We start from the raw sequence: 20,264 nt of genomic DNA on the forward strand, positions 1-20,264 counted from the left end.
ATTTAGTTTAGCTAGACGCACCAATTGGATTATTCTCGACCTAGCGTTGACTTTATCGTACCAATCGGTACAATGCAATTTATTCATTTGATACCGATTGGTACGGTTGGAAATTTCAAAGATTGTGACTTCTTATAAGCAACAGAGGTTAGTAGTCAGAAACGTTAAGCCGCACTAAAAAACAACTTAAAATTGAGGAAGTAAAGATGACAACATTAACTATTCAGTCTATCGAATCAGCACCTGAAGCAAGTAAGCCACTTTTAGAAGGCTCACTAAAAGCATTTGGTATGGTTCCCAATTTACATGGGGTGTTAGCGAGTTCTCCACAAACCCTAGACGCCTATCAAAAGTTACATCAATTGTTCATGGATACTTCATTTGATGCAGAAGAGTTAACTGTAGTATGGCAAGGCATCAATGTAGAGCACGAATGTCACTATTGTGTACCAGCACATACAGGCATTGCGCATTCTATGAAGGTTGATTCAGCATTAATCGAGGCATTGCGTAATCAAGAACCTATGCCAACCCCTAAGTTACAAGCATTGTTTGATATGACGTTGAGCATAGTGCGCAATCGCGGCAATGTTTCTCAACAAGAATTAGACAGTTTTTATGCGGCCGGTTATGGTGAGCAACAAGTTCTGGAAATCATATTAGGGCTTTCTCAAAAAGTAATCAGTAACTACACCAATCACATCGGAAATACCCCTGTAGATAAACCTTTTGAACAGTTTGCTTGGTCTAAAAAAGCTTAATCCACGTAAGTACTTGAAGTTGTGAACACCCGGAATTGACTTACAAGGTTCTGGGTTCACGACTCGCATTTTGGAGTAGTTACTCAAATATCCACTGCCCCATTGTGAGTATTACATTTGAATAACCATTGGCGATTGCTGCGTACGCGTTAGTTAAGGTTTTTTTGCCACGGCCATCAATACTGTCATGGTGCCTTTTGAACTAGTCATTGCAAATGGCTTTTCAAGCTCTATGTCAATAAAGCCATTGCTCTTAAGCGCTTCGGTCACCCTATTTTCTGACAAACCCGTCTCTGAAGAGTCGTCCTTTGCAAGCCAATCCCACTGTACAAACACACCACCTCTTTTTAAAACAGTCTTTAATAATCCAAGCGTGCTTTCATAGTCAGGTAAAAATCCACACACAGATGAAGCAACAATTAGGTCAAACTTATTGGGAAACTGCGGATGGCGGTTAATCAGTTCTTGAGTCAAAAACCCTGCGACACTCGACACGTTATCTAAGTTTTTGTTAGCTACACGTTTTATCATTTCTGGTGAAGCATCTAGGGCAAGGATGTTTTTAACTTTTGGACTTAAAAGCAGAGCAAGATTGCCAGTGCCACAGCCAAAATCTAATACCGATAGATCATCTAGAGTGATCACCTTGGTTAATTCCGCGAACGCCTTATTAGCGTATTCCTGAACTGAGGCGTCTTGGTCCCAGCTTGGTGCGTATTCATCCCATTCATTGCTCACTTGGGTTACTCCTTAGATATTGTTTGATTATGGTAGTGGTTTAGTTTTACTCGCGAGTATCCGAGTGAAGTTTCACCCCATGTCGGAAAGCGTTAATTGGTTAAATTTCAATCTTGTAGATTTTTTGTGCTAGTATCCGTTTCCAATAAAATACTCCAACATGTCCAGAGCAAATTAAAACAATAATATGGGGATTATGTATGCGCTTTTTTGATGGATTTGACAAAAAAGACTTAATTATTGGCACCAGCGGATTTTATGTAGCGGCTTTAGCGCTCATTTTTTTGAGCATGTTTTTGACAGACTACAGGCTACTCAAAAAAAATAATGGGTTTCATAAACAAAATAATTTAACAGATAACTCTTACAAAATTCCTAAAACAACGAATACGTTAATTAGCTACGAAGTGCCTCTTGGGTTCGGCTCAAGTGTTGTAATCGACGATAACATCACCTTATCCATAGTTGCTAACCAAGTTGAAGACATCATGAAAAGTGCTAGGTTTGCTTCAATATTTATCGAGCTTGACTGTAGCAAGATATACTGCAGAGTGTCTTTTACCGCTACTGAAGAAGAGGAGTTTCATCTTACAGAACTCGCCAATGAGCGCTTTGCTCGCAACATTTCATCGCAACTAATGTTAGTACAGTCTTCCACACAAGAACCAAAGTAATACTGACACAAATATTTATGGCGTTGATATTACAACCCTTTTTTAAATAGATTAGAAAACTAGATAACCAACATTTCGGTGACCCATTTAGCAAAAGATTGCATAAATAGTGCGGTGGGAAATGCAATACAAAAGCTCCAACCGACAGATTGTAACCAGACAGCTACGAACTGACTTGAGAAACCTTGATTATTGGCTGTGGCCACAAAGGATAAAACTAAAGTCATGCCCATCGCCATAGTAGCGACAAACACATAGTGCGAGTACTTTCTGCTTATCATAATAACTCCCCCATAAACGTAGAAATAGACCTAAATACTTGTTTGGTAATGCAATATAAAAATAGCCAATAATCTTTCAAGAAATATCGTTGAAAGCAACTGACTAACTGCGTTGTTTGGCTTTAATGAACCCGCTCTGTCAGAATCTCAGCCGACCAAAATAAAAGATGCTTGCGATGATCTAATTCATGCATTGGAAACACCTCTCATGTTTCACGACTTACTCGGAAATACTTCCCAACAATCCGGCCTCGTATGCGGCGGTAACCTGCTCAAGTTCATTGATATTGCTCATTACAAACGGTCCTTTTTGAATAAACTGCTCATTGATGGGTGCGCCTTGTAATATCACAAAGTGTGCGCCTTGAGTGCTAACGAAATTTAGAAGCTGGGCAACCTCCTTCACTTGTATGGCAATGGCTCGTCGTTGTGGTAAGTGAAGCGCCAGATCTCCTAGCTTGATATCAATATCGCCACTTACGGCGTAGACCACTAAGGACTGATTGCCAGCAACTTGATGAGAGTATTCAGCTTGGTATTCCAAAAATCCATCCAAGACTGTAAAAGGTAGCGCCGGGGACGTCGCCCCTTGTGCGCCATTGCTTTCTCCCAACACCACTCGGATTCGGTAACCTTCCCCGCTTACTACGGGAATAGTGTGTGAAGGCACGTGCAATGCGGCGGGGGCATCGTGTTTATGTTGCTTAGGTAAATTAACAAAAATTTGCAGACCATGGGTTTTTGACCCTAGAGTGGGCTTTTCATCATGAACCGCTCCACTACCCGCTTTAAGCCAGTAGCAATCACCAGGGAGTAGATCAATATTATTGCCGAGCGAATCACGGTTGTTAAATACCCCCTCGCTGTCCTCAAATAAAATCGACAAAGCCGAAATGCCGGCATGGGGGTGTGCACCAAAGGTCGGGCTGCTCATTGTATAATGGTCCATCATAACTAAAGGATCCATTAAGCCTTGGAATTGGTCATGTTTAAAGCTCAGCGCATCAAATCCACTACCAAGAATAAGAGGCTTACCCGTTACTTGCTGGCTAATTTGAAATTCACCACGCTGCGTAGATTGTTGTTTATGTAGGTTCATACTTATCTCCAAGTTGTCTGCAATGTCATTGATGATTAGTATTGTTTAGAACGATGACTTTGAGAAGTAGCAAAAAATGAACCAATCGTTCTATAATTGAAACGATAAAGGTAACACTGTTGAGGTGACTGATGGATATGAATGGTTATTTCTTTTTCGTTCATGTGGTAGAAAAAAAAGGCTTTACCTCAGCAGGAAGAGCCTTGAATATTCCTAAATCCCGCCTAAGCCGGCATATAAGCCAGCTTGAAGATCGGTTAGGGGTACGACTAATTCAACGCACTTCACGCAACTTTAAAGTGACTGATCTAGGTGAAGCTTTTTATCATCATGCCCGTAACGCGCTAGATGAAATCGAAGCAGCTAAAGCACTAATTGCGAGACAATCCGCTACATTGACAGGAAAAGTTCGAGTATCTTGTTCGGTAGGCATGGCACAGTTTGCGCTGTCTCAATTGGTTGTACGTTTTCTCAAAGACAACCCCGAAGTAGAAATCATTCAGCAAGTCACCAACCAAGCGGTTGATCTGATTGAAAGTGGATTGGATATGGCTATTCGTGGCCACAGCCAGCCGCTACCTGACTCAACCTTAATTCAAAGGCGTTTAGCAACTATTACATGGGGATTGCTTGCTTCACCAACCTATCTAGAGAGCGCAGGTACTTTGCTCTCCCCTGAAGATCTCGAAGGGCACTCAGGTCTAAAACTCGGCTGGCAGCAGGAAAACGGACATTGGATTTTACAAGCTGACGATGGCTCAACTTTTTCGAAAACCTACCAGCCACGTTTATGCAGTGAAGACATGGTGACCCTAAAACAAGCCGCTTCAGCAGGGTTAGGCATTGTAGGCTTGCCGCTTTACACCTGCCGAGACGATCTTAGGGTTAAACGACTCGTTCGAGTTTTACCTGATTGGACGGCAGGAATTGCGGAAATCAGTTTGCTGATGCCTACTCGCCAAGGTATTCCACCTGCAGTTTCGGCTTTTGCTAATTTTCTTCGAGATGAATTACCTAGTGTTTTTGTTACCTAGAACTACTAGCTACGTCTTTGTGCACAGCTAACAGTGATTGCGGCCACAATTAGACTAAATGCTTTTAACCAAATGTAACATTTCAGGCTTAAAACCGATACCTTCGTAAAATCCATTGGCCTTGGCGTTATTTGCAAAGACCTCAAGGTGCAACAGTCGGCATCCCTGATTTTTAGTCCACTTTTCTGCAGACGCCATCAATATTTTACCTAGGCCTAAACCTTGTGATTTTGGTGATACAGCCAATAGAGGCACAGTGCCACAGGTTTCACCGCTAATTCCGTCTTTGTGCGTGCGAACATGAACAAAACCTAATGGCGTATCTTTAACCTCAGCAATCAAGGTAGCATTTGGTACAGAGGTTTTTGCGAGCATCTCTGATATGTAGTTATCTTGCATTTTTTGAATATCTTCGGCGGTATGCCAATCTAACTTTGCTACCTCGGCTAAATAAGGTGAAAGGGCAAAAATAAAGGCTTTGTCATCTTCATTTGCTGGCCTGATTACTACGTCATTTTTCATATTAAACTTCTTCATAATGTGTGAACTATCAATTACGCATACCACTTAGTTACAACTCGAATTCAGTTTGATCCATCGAACTTAAGATCAGGCCTTAATTGTTGAGCCTGTATTTACGCATTTGCTTTCGCAAAAAAATAACGAAAAAGTTCATAAAATCGAGTGATATGTATGGGCTTTTCGCCTTGGTACTTATGTAGAAAGTAAAAATGCCACGCTCTGCCTCTTGTTTCTGGCAACACTCGCGCAATGGAGCCATCAACTAAATGGGACTGAACTAAAAACTCTGGCAATAAAGCGACTCCCATATCATTCAAAACCAATTCTAAGGCTGCCACTAATGTATTCACTTTGGCGCTGTGGTTAACCTGCACTAAATGTTTATAGGTTAAGTTGTTATCAAACAATTGCAACTCATCATGCTGCCAAGCAGTCGCGATAAACTTATGCTCAGGCAAACTTTCAATCGAGCTTAATGTGCCCTGCTCTTTAATATAACGGCGAGAAGCACAGAATATTTCGGACACCTTTCCGATAGACAAGGCCCTATAATTTGAGTCTTTTATGTGCCCACCAAAAATAGCGGCGTCTAAGTTATGCTCGATTAAATCCAACCAATTCCCAGAGACCACAACTTCAGGTGTTAACTGAGGAAATTCCAAACACAACTGCCTTAATGCTGGCGCTACCACACCTTTCTCAAAAAATGGCGGGATACAGACTTTGAAGTGACCCGAGGGTTGTGCCTTAGCACTGCTCAACTCTGTTAGGGTTAAACTAAGTTGTTGACTTAGCAATTCACTTCTCGCCAGCAATGACCTTCCTACAGCAGTGAGTACTAGCCCCCTAGTGTTACGTATTAACAACTGTTGACCTGTTGCTTCTTCCAAGCGTTTTATTTGCTGACTAATGGCAGATTTACTTAACCCCAGCTTTTTTGCGGCAGCGGTAAACGACTCTCTTTTGGCGACTTCCACAAAGATTAAGATTAAAGGTGCAAGCTTTATATTGTCCATATATTTAAACAAACAGTTAATTTAGTGGCTATTGTTTACTTTTATCCAAGTATTTAAAGTGTGTCAACTCAATATCCGAGGACAAAAAAGGACAACACAAGATGAAAACATTAGTTACCGTTGATTTAAACCCAATAGATAAAACCACAATGGCAGAGTACAGCCAGTTAGCGGCAAAAACATTGGAAGGCTATGGAGGTCAATTTATAGCAAAAGGGCCGGTCGAAAGCTTACATGGTGAAAGCCCTTACACCATGAAAGCCGTGATTGAATTTCCCGATAAACAAAGTGCTAAGAGTTGGTACACCAGTGAGGCATATCAAGCCATTATTCCCCTAAGAAACAAAGGCATGGATAGTCAGTTTCAGCTGGTGTAGGCAGACGTTGTTATCGGCGCGCAGTTCTATTAACTGCGCCAATCAGCTGGTATTAAAGTAAGTCTATCGCAACATTGTCTAACAAACTGCGATTCACAATCAGTTTTTTGGCGTTTTCGATGTCTGGTGAGAAATATCTGTCTTTGTCGTAAAACGGTACTTTAGAACGTAATAAGGCCTTCACCGATTTTAATCTATCGCTGGTTTCTAGTGGCGCCCTAAAGTCTAACCCTTGGCTTGCAGCTAGCCATTCAATGGCGAGTATTCCAGCGACGTTTTCAAAAATATCCCATAACCGTCGACCAGCAAAAGTAGCCATAGAGACGTGGTCTTCTTGGTTTGCTGAAGTAGGTAATGAGTCTATCGAAGCGGGATGAGCTAGGGTTTTATTTTCGCTGGCAAGCGCCGCACTGGTAACTTGTGCAATCATAAAGCCTGAATTAACGCCGCCGTTATCGACTAAAAAAGGGGGCAAACCACTTAAGTGTGAATCAATCAATAACGCCATACGCCGTTCAGATAACGCACCAATTTCGGATAACGCAATGGCTAACATGTCTGCCGTCATGGCCACTATTTCAGCATGAAAATTACCACCAGATAGAATGTCACCGCTGTCGGCGAATACCAACGGATTGTCTGATACACCATTGGCTTCTACCACTAGTGTTTCTGCGGCATAACGCATTTGCTGTAAACAGGCGCCCATCACTTGTGGTTGGCAGCGCAGGGAATAAGGATCTTGCACTTTTTCGCAGTGATCGTGTGAATGCCCAATAGACGATTCTTTTAACAATGCTCTATAGGCGGCGGCAACATCAGTTTGCGCCTGATGACCACGGGCTTCATGAATACGTTTGTCAAAAGGCACCCGCGAACCAAGTGCGGCTTCTACACTGAGTGCACCTATAGCAATGCTGCTGTTTAAAGCATTTTCGGCACAAAATAATCCTTTTAGCGCAAACGCTGTTGAGGCTTGGGTGCCATTAAGTAATGCCAAGCCTTCTTTAGGCGCTAAGGCAATTTTTTCTAGCCCTGCAATTTTTAGTGCATGTTCGGCTGAAATTTTAGAGCCTTGATAAATCACTTCACCTTCCCCCAATAACACCACGCTCATGTGTGCAAGAGGCGCTAAATCACCCGACGCGCCTACTGAGCCTTTTTCTGGTATGGCTGGGTATATTTCTTTGTTATACAAAGTGATAAGAGCTTCGATAACTTGCAAACGAATACCCGAATACCCCCGCGACAAGGAGTTTATTTTAAGTAACAACAACAAACGTACTACGTCTTCAGACATAAAATCACCAATGCCAGCGGCGTGGGATAACACTATGCTACGTTGTAAAAGCTCTAACTCTGACTCAGCTATTTTGGTATTGGCCAACAAACCAAAACCGGTATTGATCCCATACACAGTGCGGTTTTCGGCAATCACATTCAACACCACTTGTTCAGCTTTTTGGATGGCAATATGGGCATCTTCTGCTAAAGAAATAGGGATATGTTTACGTTGCACATCCCTTAATTGCGACAGTGTGAGTTGGCCTGGCTGAATGACGATACGTTCCATTACTGGTTTCCTTCTACGCTTGCGTCTACATCAAGCATAGGCAAGTCTAAATTATTGTTTCTGGCACATTCTTTGGCGATGTCATAACCGGCGTCAGCGTGACGCATAACCCCAGTGGCAGGGTCGTTGTGTAACACTCTCGCGATTCGTTTATCGGCCTCTTCGGTGCCGTCACACAAAATCACCACGCCAGAATGCTGACTAAAGCCCATACCTACACCACCACCGTGATGCAGACTAACCCAAGTTGCGCCACCAGCAGTGTTAAGCAGTGCATTCAGTAATGGCCAATCGGATACCGCGTCTGAACCATCTAACATGGCTTCGGTTTCACGGTTAGGTGAAGCCACTGAGCCTGAGTCTAAGTGGTCGCGACCAATGACGATTGGCGCAGACAATTCACCCGTTCTGACCATTTCGTTAAAGGCTAAACCGAGCTTTTGTCTTTCCCCTAAACCCACCCAACAAATACGTGCCGGCAAACCTTGAAATTGAATTCGCTCTTTAGCCATGTCTAACCATTGGTGTAAGTGAGGATTATCGGGGATTAATTCCTTCACTTTTTTGTCAGTTTTATAGATATCCTGAGGATCCCCAGATAAGGCGACCCACCGAAATGGACCTATGCCTCGACAGAACAAAGGCCTAATGTATGCGGGTACAAATCCTGGGAAATCAAAGGCATTGGCTACCCCTTCTTCTAACGCCATTTGCCTGATGTTGTTACCGTAATCTAGAGTCACCGCGCCTTGGGTTTGCAGCGCTAACATAGCTTGTACTTGCAGCGCCATTGAATGTTTGGCCGCTTTGACTACTACAGACTCGTCAGTTAAACGTTTGCTGGCGGCCTGCTCTAAGCTCCAACCTTTGGGTAAGTATCCGTTTAGAGGATCATGGGCGCTAGTTTGATCGGTGACTACATCTGGAATAATATTGCGTGTTGCTAGTTCAGGGAACACTTCTGCAGCATTGGCCAAAAGACCGACAGATACAGGCTGCCCTGAGGATTTTGCTTGATTTAATAACTCAATGGCATGATCAAGATTTTGAGCTTTTTTATCCAAGTAACCAGTTTTTATCCGAAAGTCGATGCGACTTTCGTCAACCTCCACTGCCAACATTGAAAAACCAGCCATTGTAGCTGCCAAAGGCTGCGCACCTCCCATACCGCCCAAACCGCCAGTTAATATCCAGCGGCCTTTAGCTATACCATCAAAATGTTGTTTTGCCACACTGACAAAAGTTTCGTAAGTACCCTGCACTATCCCCTGTGAACCTATGTATATCCATGAGCCAGCTGTCATTTGCCCGTACATCATCAGGCCTTGTTTATCTAACTCGTTAAAGTGCTCCCAATTGGCCCAATGTGGAACAAGGTTAGAATTCGCAATTATCACCCTAGGTGCATTTGGGTGAGTTGGAAACACTCCCACAGGTTTACCGCTTTGAATCAATAAGGTCTCATCGTTACCGAGGCGTTTAAGCACTTCTACAATTTTGTCGTAACTTTGCCAATCTCTGGCAGCGCGCCCAATCCCTCCGTACACCACTAAACTATGGGGATGTTCGGCCACCTCCACATCAAGGTTATTCATTAGCATCCGCAAAGGCGCTTCAGTCTGCCAGCTTTTGGCGTTAAGTTGTGTGCCTCTTGGTGCGCGGATAACACGACTGGTATCATAACGATTCATAATAATTTCCTAATGGCTTGGATTAAAATCAAGATGGCCGCCTATTCGATAACGATTACCCGGATGATATAAACAGGCATAACTGACCACACCTTTGCTTGAATAAGTGCGGCGGCTTATTTTCAAACAGGGTTGCGCGGTAGCAATTTCCAATATCTTTGCCAGTTCATTGTCTGGCAATACGGCTTCAACTGAATGGTCGGCCTCGGTGAGTGGAGCAATCTTACTCAAGTAACGATTAGCTGTAGTTTGTGTGAAGTTTTGTTGGATATATTGTGGCGCTAACTCGGGGTTAACGATGCGGTCTTCCAATTGAATCGGCAGGCCATTTTCCAGATGAACAATTTTAGTGTGAAACACCGCGCTAGCAATCGTCACACCCAACCAAACACTATGTTGCTCAGTTGCGGCGACAGTATCCACACCCAAGACTTTATTTGAATAACGATGTCCACGCTGGATGATCTCGTCGTCGATACTACGTATTTCTAATATTGAGCTCATAGGTCTGCTGTCAGAGACAAAAGTACCCAAACCTTGAGAGCGCGCCAAAATTCCTTCAGTCACTAGTTCGGTTAAGGCGCGACGCGCCGTCATGCGGCTCACACCAAAGAGCTCTGCCAATTGGTTTTCAGATTGAACTTTGTCGCCAGAGCGCATCTCGCCATGCTCTATTTTTTCAAGTAAGGCAGACTTAATTTGCACAAATCTGGGTTGTGCTGAAGTTTTTTTGTTCATGAGCAAACACTCCACTAAATTGATGCTTAATCTATAGCAACATACTTGTATATACAAGTATGTACAAGTAAACTATTTTGTATCCAAATATGGGGAGAAGCCCAGACATGACAATTCAGTGTGACTTGATAATAAACAACGTGCGTATTGCTTCCATGCAAAACAATGGAGAAGCTTACGGCCTGCTATCACAAACCAGTATTGCCATAAAAGACGCTAAAGTGCTGGCTATTTTCGACCCGTCACAAGAAAACTATCACAGCCCCCACAAAGTTGATGGTGGAAATAAATGGCTGTTACCCGGCTTTATTGATTGTCATACCCACCTTGTTTACGGAGGCAATAGGGCCAATGAGTTTGAGCTACGCTTGCAAGGCAAAAGCTACGCTGAAATTGCCCAACAAGGTGGCGGAATTCTCGGAACAGTGCTTGCCACTCGACAAGCCTCTGAGCAAAACTTGCTAGCTAGCGCGATTAAACGTGCGGCTAGATTGCTTGAAGAAGGCGTAACTTGTATAGAAGTGAAGTCTGGCTACGGCTTAGACATGGATACCGAAATAAAAATGCTCAAAGTGGCGAAACAAATCGCAGAGCATTTACCCGTGACAATAGAAACCACTTATCTAGGCGCACACGCTGTTCCTGAGGAATTTCGCAGTAACCCAGATGATTATGTGCAATTTGTGTGTGAGCAAGTAATTCCTGTTGTTGCGCAGCAAAAACTAGCAGAGTGTGTAGATGTTTTCTGCGAAAGTATTGGCTTCTCATACGAACAGTGCCGCACAATATTTAGCACCGCTAAAAATCATCAATTGCGTATTAAGGCTCATGTTGAACAGCTCTCAGATTTAAAAGGAGCTAAGTTAGCAGCTCAATTCCAAGCGTTGTCGGTTGACCACATTGAATATTTAGATCCACTGGATATTCCGGCCATTAAACAGGCAGGCACTGTAGCGGTATTATTACCAGGCGCATTTTATTACCTCAACGAAACCCAAAAACCACCTATAGCAGAATTGCGAGCCAATGCGGTGCCTATGGCCATTGCCACAGATTTAAACCCCGGCAGTTCACCCGTTGCTTCCCTACTAACGGTAATGAATATGGCCAGTGTATTATTTGGCTTAACCCCAGAAGAAGTGCTTTATGGGGTAACCATTCATGCTGCCAAAGCTCTGGGCCTTGCTAACAAAGGGCAAATAAAAACAGGATTAGATGCTGACTTATGCTTATGGGATATCGAACACCCTACCGAATTAGTATATGGAATCAATCAACATAGGCCAGATACCAAATGGTTTGCTGGTAAGGCTTGTTAACCCATATGACTTTAGCTAAAACTTATTTCTGGCAAGGCCGTATCGATAGCGAAGAGCAACAAAACGGGTTGCGTTGGCATCAAGTAATGGACCACAAAAAACGCAATATCAGCTCTGCTTTGTTGGGCTTTGAATGTGATTTGGGGGTCGCGGCAAATAAGGGCAGGATTGGGGCAGCACAAGGCCCAGATGTTATCCGCAAAGCATTAGCAAATTTAGCCTGGCATGCAAAATGTGACCTGTTTGATTTAGGCAATATAGCGGCCACAACAGCTTTAAAAGAATCCCAACATCACTATGCCCAATGCATCGCTCAAAACCTCAATAAACATTCTATGGTTATTGGTTTGGGAGGTGGGCACGAAATTGCTTGGGGGAGTTACCAAGGTTTAGTAGAGCATCTCGGACGTGATACCAATAAAAAAATTGGTATCGTGAATTTTGATGCACATTTTGATTTGCGTAATCCCGCCCAAGTGACTAGTTCAGGCACTCCCTTTAGACAAATTGCAGAATATTGCCAAACTCAAAACCAGCCGTTTCATTATGCTTGCTTAGGTATTGCCGAACCTGCAAATACTTCCGCATTATTTAACTATGCCGAACAAACTCATACCCGATATTTGCTGGATCGCCATTGCAACATAGAGGCAGCTAAACAGTTACTTGAACCTATGTTATTAGAGGTAGATGAGTTATATGTCACCCTGTGTTTAGACGCATTTCCAGCAAGTGTGGCACCGGGAGTCAGTGCCCCTAGTGCTTTGGGTATTTCATTAGAATTTGTGGTTAACATGCTTCATTGGATAGCCCACTGTGAAACTACATTCAACTTCAAATGGCGATTAGCCGATATTGCTGAGATGAATCCTATTTACGATGTAGATAACGCTACGGCTAAGGTAGCGGCACGACTAGCCTATGAAATAGTGAACTGTAAATTTAGGTCATAAAAAAGTTAGCCAACAACAATGTCGGCCAACTTAGAAAGTGTCTAGAACACGAGGCACTCGTTGTTTCTGCACGTGGCACAACTTATTCAGGTTTTTGATTACCCACTTTTGCCAGTATAAAAGCGCCGATAAAGGCTGATAATAGCGAGCCTAACAACACACCCACTTTTACGCTCACTTGGTATGCAAGTGGTTGGTCTTCAAACGCTAACGAGCCAATAAATAAACTCATAGTAAAACCAATACCACACAGCAAAGTCACCCCATATAGCTGTGCCCAAGTGGCATGTTCAGGTAATTTCGCCAATCCGGATTTTACCGTTAACCAACAAATGCCAAAAATACCGACTTGTTTACCAATAAATAATCCCGCCGCTATGCCCAAAGTAATGGGATTAAAAATATGTTCTAAACTGGCCCCAAAAAATGATACTCCGGCATTAGCAAAGGCAAAAATTGGTAACACGAAAAAGCCAACCCAATGATGCAGTTTATGCTCCATGTGTTCGAGCATAGGGTGACCATCTTCATTTTTCACCGTCATTGGAATAAACCAGGCTAAGGCAAATCCAGCTAAAGTAGCGTGCACGCCCGATTTAAGCACAGCCGCCCAAACCACCACGCCCACTAACACGTACGCCGCTTGAGTACGTACCTTAAAACGATTTAAAGCAAACAACACCACTAAACCCGAAATGGCTACTACCAAAGAAGTGGCCGACAAGTCTTGTGAGTAGAATAAGGCAATAATAACAATCGCTCCGATATCGTCGAATATAGCTACGCTAAGTAAGAATAGTTTCAAACTTAATGGCAAATATTTACCAAATATTGTGAACACACCAACGGCAAATGCGATATCGGTTGCTGAGGGAATTGCCCAACCACGAATTGCTACCGGGTCATTAGCATTGAACCAAACATAGATTAGTGCAGGAAAAACGATCCCTGCTATGGCTGCTACCGCTGGCAAGGTAATTTGAGAAGGTGAAGATAAGTTCCCCACCAAAATTTCACGTTTAATCTCAAGACCCACCAAAAAAAAGAAAACTGCCATTAAGCCGTCGTTGACCCACAAAATAAGTGGCTTGGCGATTTCAAATGCTCCAAAACGTATGCTAACGGGCACTTCCAATAAACCATTGTAAAAACTGTGTAAGGGGCTGTTTGCCATAATCATGGCTATTACAGCAGCGAAAACTAAAATAAATCCGCTCGCAGCTTCGTGCTGAAAGAATTTCTGGATGAGGCTTGGTTGTTTTTGCATAGATGCTCCTTTAAAAACGTGGAAACTGGCAATGTTTAAAATTGAAAATTGACTGAATATCAGTACGTTTCAAAACGTGTTCGAGTTCATTACCTCTTTTAGAAAAACTAAGTTAATTCTACCTAATATTTATGGCATTTTTACGATTATCTGCTAATTCTTAGAAGCATTAATTGAACAATAATCAGTCAAGGGAAACATGACATGACTTTGTACAAAGTAAGCCAGCCAAGGAATTTTTTTGCTACTTCACTAATAAGGCGTATAGGAATAGGCCAATGTTAGGCGCTGTTTCCACTTCATTACTCAACGTACGCAGTATGCCCACTCCTAGTAGTGCTATTTTAGGGCAGCTTACTGAAGGCATGGTGATCAAAGGTGAAGGACCTTTTGATAATTGGCTGCAACTTAATTACAAGGATACTTTTGGTTTTGTATCCGCCCACTACCTCAAACCAGTTAACGACTTGGCTAGACTCACAGGTACAGTTAACACTAACAGATTAAACGTACGTCAAGCCCCCTCTTCTAGCGCGCAACACTTAGCCACAATAAACCGCGGCGCTTCAATAAAAACGTTAGCTTTTCTAGACGATTGGTTAGAAATTGAATTTAATGGTGAAATCGCCTACGTTGCAGCCAAATATGTGGATTTGGTTTATGTATCCAAAGGATATTACGCCAAAGTCAGTGCTGATATTCTCAATGTCCGCAGTGCCCCTTACTCTAGTTCTAGCTTATTTGGTCAGCTTAATTTTGGCGCACAAATTTGGGTAGAAGGGCAACAACTGAGCTGGAGTCAGATCCGCTTTAATGGCAACCGCGGTTACGTGGCGACCCGATATCTCACAGCGTTACAAGCTGACAATAGCAACAATCAACAACTGGACCCTATCGCGTTAGCTGAACATGAAAACGACACCGCCATCCCAATTGCAGAATTAGGTCAAGAACTATCTCGCCTCACTCCAAACACTATTCTGACAGTCACCGGCTCCAATGAACAACGTAATGCCGCCGCAACATGGAACCGATGGGGTGCGTTATTAACTGACTTGAGCAATAAAAAACAAATTGATGTGGCCTGTGCTTTAGCTGTGCTTTGTGTTGAGAGCTCAGGCAAAGGGTTCGAACAAAACAACAGTGACCGCATGATCATCCGTTTCGAAAATCATAAGTTTTGGAAGTTTTGGGGCAAACATAATCCGCAACAGTATCGACAACATTTCAGATACAGTACAGACAAGGTCTGGCGAGGTCACGAATGGCGCCGAGAACCCAGCGGCGAATGGCTTACTTTCCACGGCTTACAAGTCAATGAATGGCAGGTATTTGAATTTGCTAGACAATTAGATGAAAACGCCGCCATATTGTCAATTAGCATGGGGGCACCACAAATTATGGGCTTTCATTACGAACGTATCGGCTATCAATCTGTGGTTGAAATGTTTGCAGCTTTTGCTGGCAGTATTCAAGGCCAAGTTAATGGACTATTCGATTTTTTCTCACCAAGAATGCTGCAATACCTAAAAGATTTAGCCTTTGAAGATTTTGCTGGCATGTATAACGGTAGCGGTCAAAAAAAACTCTATGGTGACAAAATACACAAGCACTATATGGCATTTAAAAAGATGATGCCTAACTCAGAACAAAACCATTCCTAGGAGGGAATATGAACGTTTTTTCTTTTATCAGCAATATCTTTGAGCCGGCCGTAAAGTTAATAGATGAAATACATACCAGTGACGAAGAAAAACTCAAACTCCAAGCGCAAATTAAAGCAGTGGAGAACGAGCTATTATCTAAGGTCATTGATTACGAAAGTAAGCTACTAGAGAGTAAAACGGCCATTATTACTGCCGAAGCGACTGGCCAGTCATGGATGCAACGTAATTGGCGACCTATCACTATGTTAACGTTTTTAGCTTTGGTGGTTTTTGATAGTTTTGGATGGTTACCTAATCCGCTAGCTGGGGACGCCTGGACCTTGTTACAGATAGGTTTAGGTGGTTATGTCGCCGGTCGTTCTGCAGAAAAAATGACGCAACAGTATTTACAAGCGCGTCCAGCGGACAAAAAAGGTAATGATATGGCTAAGGGTTAATCCTAGCCTCAAAGAGCCAATGGCAATTCAATTGGGCTCAGGTTAAATACGCTATCCTGAGCCTAATGATTTAACAATTGACTATTATCCCAATTACTTTCGACTGCCTGGAGTGTATCTTTCCACAGCGCGCTTAAGCACATCCTCTTTATAAAACGCCACGTCTTTGAATTCTCTGTCAGCATAACGTTGAGCTTGATCATAAAAATGTGGAGATTTAGGATCACCACTTTGCCCACCTGCCAATAGCGATTTTGCAGTGACTTTATCTCCAAACTCGACAACAGCTACAAAACTGTTGCCTCTGTAACCATAAAGTTTTTTACTGCCATTAACACTGCGAGCACCAAAAGCCGCTAACGCGCCCCATCGCCCCGATGCTAGTCCAATTGGAATACTCGGTTTTTGATCATCAACGGGCAAGTTAATATCACCTGTCAGCCTTTGCAGTCGATTGATGTCACCCCAAGGGGTATCCCATTTTCCAAAATCGCTGCTGAGTTTTGCTACCGCCTGTTCAAAGATGCTTAACCTTTCTGAACGTAATGAGCTGGTACCAAAATGTTCGATGGTTTGCATCATGCTTTTACCTTCAGGCCGAGTACCGTCCCTTAAATATTGCATGCCGTAATAATGTGCTAGCGACATAGCGACAGAGTCCAATGCAACGCGGTAATCCCATTGGCGCAATTGATTAATCGGCTCCTCTAACTCCCTTGGAGGATTCCTTGATGAGTCGTAGGCTTCAACAAGGCCGCTTATGAGGGTTTTGAATCCAGGTAGATAAGGGTCATAAGCTAGTTCAATTAACTTGTCCAAGGTAAAGTCGGACTCGTCTGATAAAACTTGAACTGCGTGTATGCCTCTAAAATTTTCAGGATCTGGTGCCATATACTTTGGATAATCTTCTGCCTTGGGACTAAATTCAGCGGCAGCAGTAAAAGGCGTTGAGTTGGCATTTTGAATCCAACCATTAGCAGGATTAAGAATACTGATGGTTTCATCTACCGTGTGAAGGCCATTCCAATCGGTGTTTTTAATTGAGCCGTTAACAGCTGATGAATAATCAAAACTTGGATCACGCTTAGGAATAAAATTACCGTGATAGTAGGCGATATTACCGTCAGCATCGGCATACACTGTATTGTTTGAAGAATTAGTGCGCATATCCATCATGCTGCGAAATCCCTCATGGCTTGAGGTTTTAGTTCGAATAAAGGATTGTTGTAATGCCCTAACAGGATCCCAATTAATTCGTGTTGTGACCCATTGCCCGTTTTCCATATGTGTGACTGGTCCGTGATGAGTATGAAAAGTAGGAAAGGTTTTGTATTTGAAGGTGTCGCCGTCACGATACCGCAATGAAACAACTGACTTTTTAACTGCTAACTCGTCTCCATCATATAAGTAAAATAAATCGTTTCCACGCTCAACTATGGTTTCAAGATATTCGTCCATAAAATCTACGTAGGTTGAGGTGTGCATCCAGCCATTTTTTTCATTAAATCCCTGATAAACAAAAAACTGCCCCCATGTCACAGCGCCATAGGCATTTAAGCCTTCTTCGCTAACAACGTGTACTTCTGGGCGAAAGTAAAACGAGGTATGTGGGTTGATGAGCAACATGGCATTCCCCGATTGGGTTAATTTGCCCGAAATAGCAAAACCATTAGAGCCACTGGGCTCTGCCATGACTAAATCTTGGGTTTCGGGATTATTGGTCTTACTGCCATAAAAGGCTTCTATTCCAGTGACCGAAATTTGTTCAATATCACCACCAATGGAACCTTCAGAAAAAAACATCGGCATCCATGGTTCAAATTTGGTTATTAACGCGGGTTTCACATCGGGATGTGTTGCCAAATAATAATTTAGCCCATCTGCAAAGGCTTCACATAAAGCTTTAAGTGATTCAGGAGAATCTTCGTAAATTAGTTTTGCTTGTTTAATGGTCATAAACAACCGAGCTCTCAAGTCGCTATATAACGCTTTTTCACCCTCAACTTCTGCAAGCCGGCCCATAGCCCAAATGTAATTCCGTTCCACCCGTTTAAAGTCATCTTCTGCTTGCGCATATAACAAACCAAATACGGCATCGGCATCTGACTTACCGTAAATATGCGGCACACCAAAATCGTCACGAATTATTTCTACCAGTTGTGCACGGGCGGTTAAACGGTCGATTTCACTGATAGGGGGCACAGAAGCACATGCACTGATAAAAAGTGCCAACAAAACAACAATAAGTAATTTGAAGTCAAAGCGAATAGGCATAAATAATCCGTTAAAAATTAGCAGGTCTAATAATGCTACCAAGCAGTTTATAAGAAGTACAATGATACTAATGTGATTAAAAAAACATCAACCAGACTCGACTTTGGGAGTTGATTTCCGTATGATGCGCGGCCTTTGTTTGCCGAGTGTTACCGCACTTGATAAGCATATCGATTAACTTTCATTTTCTGGACGACCTACTTTTGATTTCTACTGCTAATATCACCATGCAATTTGGCGCTGAGCCTTTGTTTGAAAACATCTCTGCTAAATTTGGGCATGGCAATCGCTATGGTCTAATTGGTGCTAATGGCTGTGGAAAATCCACATTTATGAAAATTCTAAGTGGTGATCTTGTGCCAAGCGCTGGTAATGTCTCTATTACACCTGGCGAAAAAGTGGGCACGCTAAGCCAAGATCAGTTTGCTTTTGAAGAACATACAGTGGTCGACACCGTTATTATGGGCGATGTAAATCTGTGGAAGGTCAAACAGGAGCGTGATGCGATTTACTCCAAGCCTGAAATGAGCGAAGCAGATGGTATGCACGTAGCCGAGCTGGAAACCCAATTTGCTGAAATGGACGGTTACACCGCAGAATCTAGAGCCGGCGAAATACTATTACAAGCAGGTATTGCCGAGCACTACCATTTTGGTTTAATGGCGCAAGTTGCGCCAGGCTGGAAATTGCGAGTGTTACTAGCACAAGCACTGTTTTCTAATCCAGATATTTTGTTACTCGATGAGCCCACCAACAACCTTGATATCTATACCATCAATTGGCTAGGTGAAGTGCTAAACGAAAGAAAATGCACCATGATTATTATTTCCCATGATAGGCACTTCTTAAATTCAGTGTGTACTCATATGGCAGATATAGATTACGGTGAATTACGTATTTATCCTGGTAACTATGAAGCTTACCAGGCAGCGTCGTCGTTAATTCAAGAACAATTACATACAGAAAATGCCAAGAAAAGTGCTGAAATTGATGAGCTGCAAGCCTTTGTAAACCGTTTCTCTGCTAACGCATCAAAAGCAAAACAAGCGTCATCCCGTGCTAAAAAGATGGAAAAAATCACCTTAGACGAAGTGAAATCCTCCAGCCGTCGCACACCTCGAATAGTGCTTAAACAACACAAAAAATTACATCGCCAAGCATTAATTCTTGAACATTTGAGTCATGGTTTTGATGAACAGCCTTTATTTAATGACGCCAACCTGATTTTAGAAGCTGGCGCAAAATTGGCAATTATTGGGGAAAATGGTGTAGGTAAAACGACCTTTCTACGATGCTTAATTGATGAGTTGCAAGCCACTAGCGGCGTTGTTAAATGGTCTGAAAATGCCAGTATTGGATATTGTCCGCAAGATAGCACCGCCGATTTCGACACTGACCTCACCTTGTTCGACTGGATGTCTCAGTGGCGCACCCCAAAACATGATGACCTTGCTGTTCGCGCACTATTGGGCAGCTTATTATTTAGCGCTGACGATTTTAATAAGAAAGCCAAGGTATGTTCGGGTGGAGAAAAAAACCGTCTGTTGTTTGGCAAGTTAATGATGTCAGATATCAATGTATTAATAATGGACGAACCAACTAACCACATGGATATGGAAGCCATTGAAGCACTAAACAACGCCCTCAAGAAGTTTGATGGCACGCTGATTTTTGTGAGCCACGATAGAGAATTTGTTTCTTCATTGGCTACACGAGTGATTGAAATTAACGATCACGAGGTCATTAATTTTCAGGGAACCTACGACGAATACTTGTCGAGCCGAGAAGCGGCTCAACAGGTGGCATAGTGTTAAATTCTGGAAAAAAGTAACTCAATAAAATA

Annotated in this window: 19 protein-coding genes; 9 read left to right on the forward strand and 10 right to left on the reverse strand. The window is 42.7% G+C overall.

The genetic code is table 11. The features are described from left to right. The first annotated feature begins 206 nt into the window (after window positions 1–206). Window positions 207–761, forward strand: a complete 555-nt coding sequence (locus KO534_RS22695) for a carboxymuconolactone decarboxylase family protein (protein WP_215933678.1) — start codon at window positions 207–209, stop codon at window positions 759–761. A 153-nt stretch (window positions 762–914) separates the two neighbouring features. Here KO534_RS22695 and KO534_RS22700 read toward each other — a convergent pair whose 3' ends face one another. After that, entirely contained in the window at window positions 915–1,499 is a 585-nt protein-coding gene (locus KO534_RS22700; protein WP_215933681.1) for a class I SAM-dependent DNA methyltransferase, read from the reverse strand. A gap of 200 nt (window positions 1,500–1,699) precedes the next feature. On the opposite strand from KO534_RS22700, the gene KO534_RS22705 reads away from it, so the two are divergent. Further along, on the forward strand, window positions 1,700–2,173 hold the full coding sequence (locus KO534_RS22705) for a hypothetical protein (RefSeq protein ID WP_215933683.1): 474 nt from the start codon (window positions 1,700–1,702) through the stop codon (window positions 2,171–2,173). Window positions 2,174–2,232: 59 nt separating this feature from the next. Here the strand turns inward: KO534_RS22705 and KO534_RS22710 are convergent, their stop codons facing one another. Next, window positions 2,233–2,454 carry a DUF2798 domain-containing protein gene (locus tag KO534_RS22710; RefSeq protein WP_215933685.1) on the reverse strand — a complete coding sequence of 74 codons (222 nt, stop codon included), beginning with the start codon at window positions 2,452–2,454 and terminating at the stop codon, window positions 2,233–2,235. 220 nt (window positions 2,455–2,674) lie between these two features. Next, window positions 2,675–3,553, reverse strand: coding sequence for a pirin family protein (locus KO534_RS22715; protein ID WP_252732371.1), 879 nt, complete (start codon window positions 3,551–3,553; stop codon window positions 2,675–2,677). A 131-nt stretch (window positions 3,554–3,684) separates the two neighbouring features. Here KO534_RS22715 and KO534_RS22720 point away from each other — a divergent pair, with 131 nt between their 5' ends. Next, on the forward strand, window positions 3,685–4,587 hold the full coding sequence (locus KO534_RS22720; RefSeq protein ID WP_215933687.1) for a LysR substrate-binding domain-containing protein: 903 nt from the start codon (window positions 3,685–3,687) through the stop codon (window positions 4,585–4,587). Window positions 4,588–4,641: 54 nt separating this feature from the next. Here the strand turns inward: KO534_RS22720 and KO534_RS22725 are convergent, their stop codons facing one another. Together KO534_RS22725 and KO534_RS22730 are read right to left on the reverse strand one after the other, a co-directional pair. Then, window positions 4,642–5,109 carry a GNAT family N-acetyltransferase gene (locus KO534_RS22725; protein WP_215933689.1) on the reverse strand — a complete coding sequence of 156 codons (468 nt, stop codon included), beginning with the start codon at window positions 5,107–5,109 and terminating at the stop codon, window positions 4,642–4,644. A gap of 113 nt (window positions 5,110–5,222) precedes the next feature. Continuing rightward, complete coding sequence (locus tag KO534_RS22730; protein WP_215933691.1) at window positions 5,223–6,125, reverse strand: LysR family transcriptional regulator; 903 nt, start codon at window positions 6,123–6,125, stop codon at window positions 5,223–5,225. A 101-nt stretch (window positions 6,126–6,226) separates the two neighbouring features. Here KO534_RS22730 and KO534_RS22735 point away from each other — a divergent pair, with 101 nt between their 5' ends. Further along, window positions 6,227–6,502 carry a DUF1330 domain-containing protein gene (locus KO534_RS22735; protein WP_215933693.1) on the forward strand — a complete coding sequence of 92 codons (276 nt, stop codon included), beginning with the start codon at window positions 6,227–6,229 and terminating at the stop codon, window positions 6,500–6,502. Window positions 6,503–6,554: 52 nt separating this feature from the next. Here the strand turns inward: KO534_RS22735 and hutH are convergent, their stop codons facing one another. The 3 genes from hutH to hutC are packed head-to-tail and all read right to left on the reverse strand — an operon-like array spanning window position 6,555 to window position 10,504. Beyond that, entirely contained in the window at window positions 6,555–8,075 is a 1,521-nt protein-coding gene (hutH, locus tag KO534_RS22740) for a histidine ammonia-lyase (RefSeq protein ID WP_215933696.1), read from the reverse strand. Next, window positions 8,075–9,766 (reverse strand): urocanate hydratase, encoded by a 1,692-nt coding sequence (gene hutU, locus KO534_RS22745; protein WP_215933698.1) that lies wholly within the window; start codon window positions 9,764–9,766, stop codon window positions 8,075–8,077. The genes hutH and hutU overlap by 1 nt, the downstream gene beginning before the upstream one ends. 9 nt (window positions 9,767–9,775) lie before the next feature. Further along, on the reverse strand, window positions 9,776–10,504 hold the full coding sequence (gene hutC / locus KO534_RS22750; RefSeq protein ID WP_215933700.1) for a histidine utilization repressor: 729 nt from the start codon (window positions 10,502–10,504) through the stop codon (window positions 9,776–9,778). A gap of 107 nt (window positions 10,505–10,611) precedes the next feature. Here hutC and hutI point away from each other — a divergent pair, with 107 nt between their 5' ends. Beyond that, entirely contained in the window at window positions 10,612–11,823 is a 1,212-nt protein-coding gene (gene hutI / locus KO534_RS22755) for an imidazolonepropionase (RefSeq protein WP_215933702.1), read from the forward strand. Window positions 11,824–11,828: 5 nt separating this feature from the next. Beyond that, window positions 11,829–12,776: a formimidoylglutamase gene (gene hutG / locus KO534_RS22760; protein ID WP_215933704.1), complete on the forward strand. Its 948-nt coding sequence runs from the start codon at window positions 11,829–11,831 to the stop codon at window positions 12,774–12,776. Window positions 12,777–12,858: 82 nt separating this feature from the next. Here the strand turns inward: hutG and nhaA are convergent, their stop codons facing one another. After that, on the reverse strand, window positions 12,859–14,043 hold the full coding sequence (gene nhaA, locus KO534_RS22765; RefSeq protein ID WP_215933706.1) for a Na+/H+ antiporter NhaA: 1,185 nt from the start codon (window positions 14,041–14,043) through the stop codon (window positions 12,859–12,861). A gap of 278 nt (window positions 14,044–14,321) precedes the next feature. Here nhaA and KO534_RS22770 point away from each other — a divergent pair, with 278 nt between their 5' ends. Further along, window positions 14,322–15,707: an N-acetylmuramidase domain-containing protein gene (locus KO534_RS22770; protein WP_215933707.1), complete on the forward strand. Its 1,386-nt coding sequence runs from the start codon at window positions 14,322–14,324 to the stop codon at window positions 15,705–15,707. 8 nt (window positions 15,708–15,715) lie between these two features. After that, on the forward strand, window positions 15,716–16,147 hold the full coding sequence (locus tag KO534_RS22775) for a 3TM-type holin (RefSeq protein ID WP_215933708.1): 432 nt from the start codon (window positions 15,716–15,718) through the stop codon (window positions 16,145–16,147). 93 nt (window positions 16,148–16,240) lie between these two features. Here the strand turns inward: KO534_RS22775 and KO534_RS22780 are convergent, their stop codons facing one another. Further along, window positions 16,241–18,421: an acylase gene (locus KO534_RS22780; RefSeq protein WP_215933710.1), complete on the reverse strand. Its 2,181-nt coding sequence runs from the start codon at window positions 18,419–18,421 to the stop codon at window positions 16,241–16,243. Window positions 18,422–18,624: 203 nt separating this feature from the next. On the opposite strand from KO534_RS22780, the gene KO534_RS22785 reads away from it, so the two are divergent. Continuing rightward, a complete protein-coding gene (locus KO534_RS22785; RefSeq protein ID WP_215933712.1) occupies window positions 18,625–20,229 on the forward strand; it encodes an ABC-F family ATPase in 1,605 nt (534 codons plus the stop codon). Window positions 20,230–20,264: the final 35 nt, after the last annotated feature.

The organism is Paraglaciecola arctica (genome assembly GCF_018861065.1).
GTDB classification, from domain to species: Bacteria; Pseudomonadota; Gammaproteobacteria; order Enterobacterales; family Alteromonadaceae; genus Paraglaciecola; species Paraglaciecola arctica_B.

Excerpts from the sequence above, each read along its gene's own strand:
- KO534_RS22695 (WP_215933678.1), top strand. The coding sequence starts at position 207 with ATGACAACATTAACTATTCAGTCTATCGAATCAGCACCTGAAGCAAGT.
- KO534_RS22705 (WP_215933683.1), top strand. The coding sequence starts at position 1,700 with ATGCGCTTTTTTGATGGATTTGACAAAAAAGACTTAATTATTGGCACC.
- KO534_RS22710 (WP_215933685.1), bottom strand. The coding sequence starts at position 2,454 with ATGATAAGCAGAAAGTACTCGCACTATGTGTTTGTCGCTACTATGGCG.
- KO534_RS22715 (WP_252732371.1), bottom strand. The coding sequence starts at position 3,553 with ATGAACCTACATAAACAACAATCTACGCAGCGTGGTGAATTTCAAATT.
- KO534_RS22720 (WP_215933687.1), top strand. The coding sequence starts at position 3,685 with ATGGATATGAATGGTTATTTCTTTTTCGTTCATGTGGTAGAAAAAAAA.
- KO534_RS22725 (WP_215933689.1), bottom strand. The coding sequence starts at position 5,109 with ATGAAAAATGACGTAGTAATCAGGCCAGCAAATGAAGATGACAAAGCC.
- KO534_RS22730 (WP_215933691.1), bottom strand. The coding sequence starts at position 6,125 with ATGGACAATATAAAGCTTGCACCTTTAATCTTAATCTTTGTGGAAGTC.
- KO534_RS22735 (WP_215933693.1), top strand. The coding sequence starts at position 6,227 with ATGAAAACATTAGTTACCGTTGATTTAAACCCAATAGATAAAACCACA.
- hutH (WP_215933696.1), bottom strand. The coding sequence starts at position 8,075 with ATGGAACGTATCGTCATTCAGCCAGGCCAACTCACACTGTCGCAATTA.
- hutU (WP_215933698.1), bottom strand. The coding sequence starts at position 9,766 with ATGAATCGTTATGATACCAGTCGTGTTATCCGCGCACCAAGAGGCACA.
- hutC (WP_215933700.1), bottom strand. The coding sequence starts at position 10,504 with ATGAACAAAAAAACTTCAGCACAACCCAGATTTGTGCAAATTAAGTCT.
- hutI (WP_215933702.1), top strand. The coding sequence starts at position 10,612 with ATGACAATTCAGTGTGACTTGATAATAAACAACGTGCGTATTGCTTCC.
- hutG (WP_215933704.1), top strand. The coding sequence starts at position 11,829 with ATGACTTTAGCTAAAACTTATTTCTGGCAAGGCCGTATCGATAGCGAA.
- nhaA (WP_215933706.1), bottom strand. The coding sequence starts at position 14,043 with ATGCAAAAACAACCAAGCCTCATCCAGAAATTCTTTCAGCACGAAGCT.
- KO534_RS22770 (WP_215933707.1), top strand. The coding sequence starts at position 14,322 with ATGTTAGGCGCTGTTTCCACTTCATTACTCAACGTACGCAGTATGCCC.
- KO534_RS22775 (WP_215933708.1), top strand. The coding sequence starts at position 15,716 with ATGAACGTTTTTTCTTTTATCAGCAATATCTTTGAGCCGGCCGTAAAG.
- KO534_RS22780 (WP_215933710.1), bottom strand. The coding sequence starts at position 18,421 with ATGCCTATTCGCTTTGACTTCAAATTACTTATTGTTGTTTTGTTGGCA.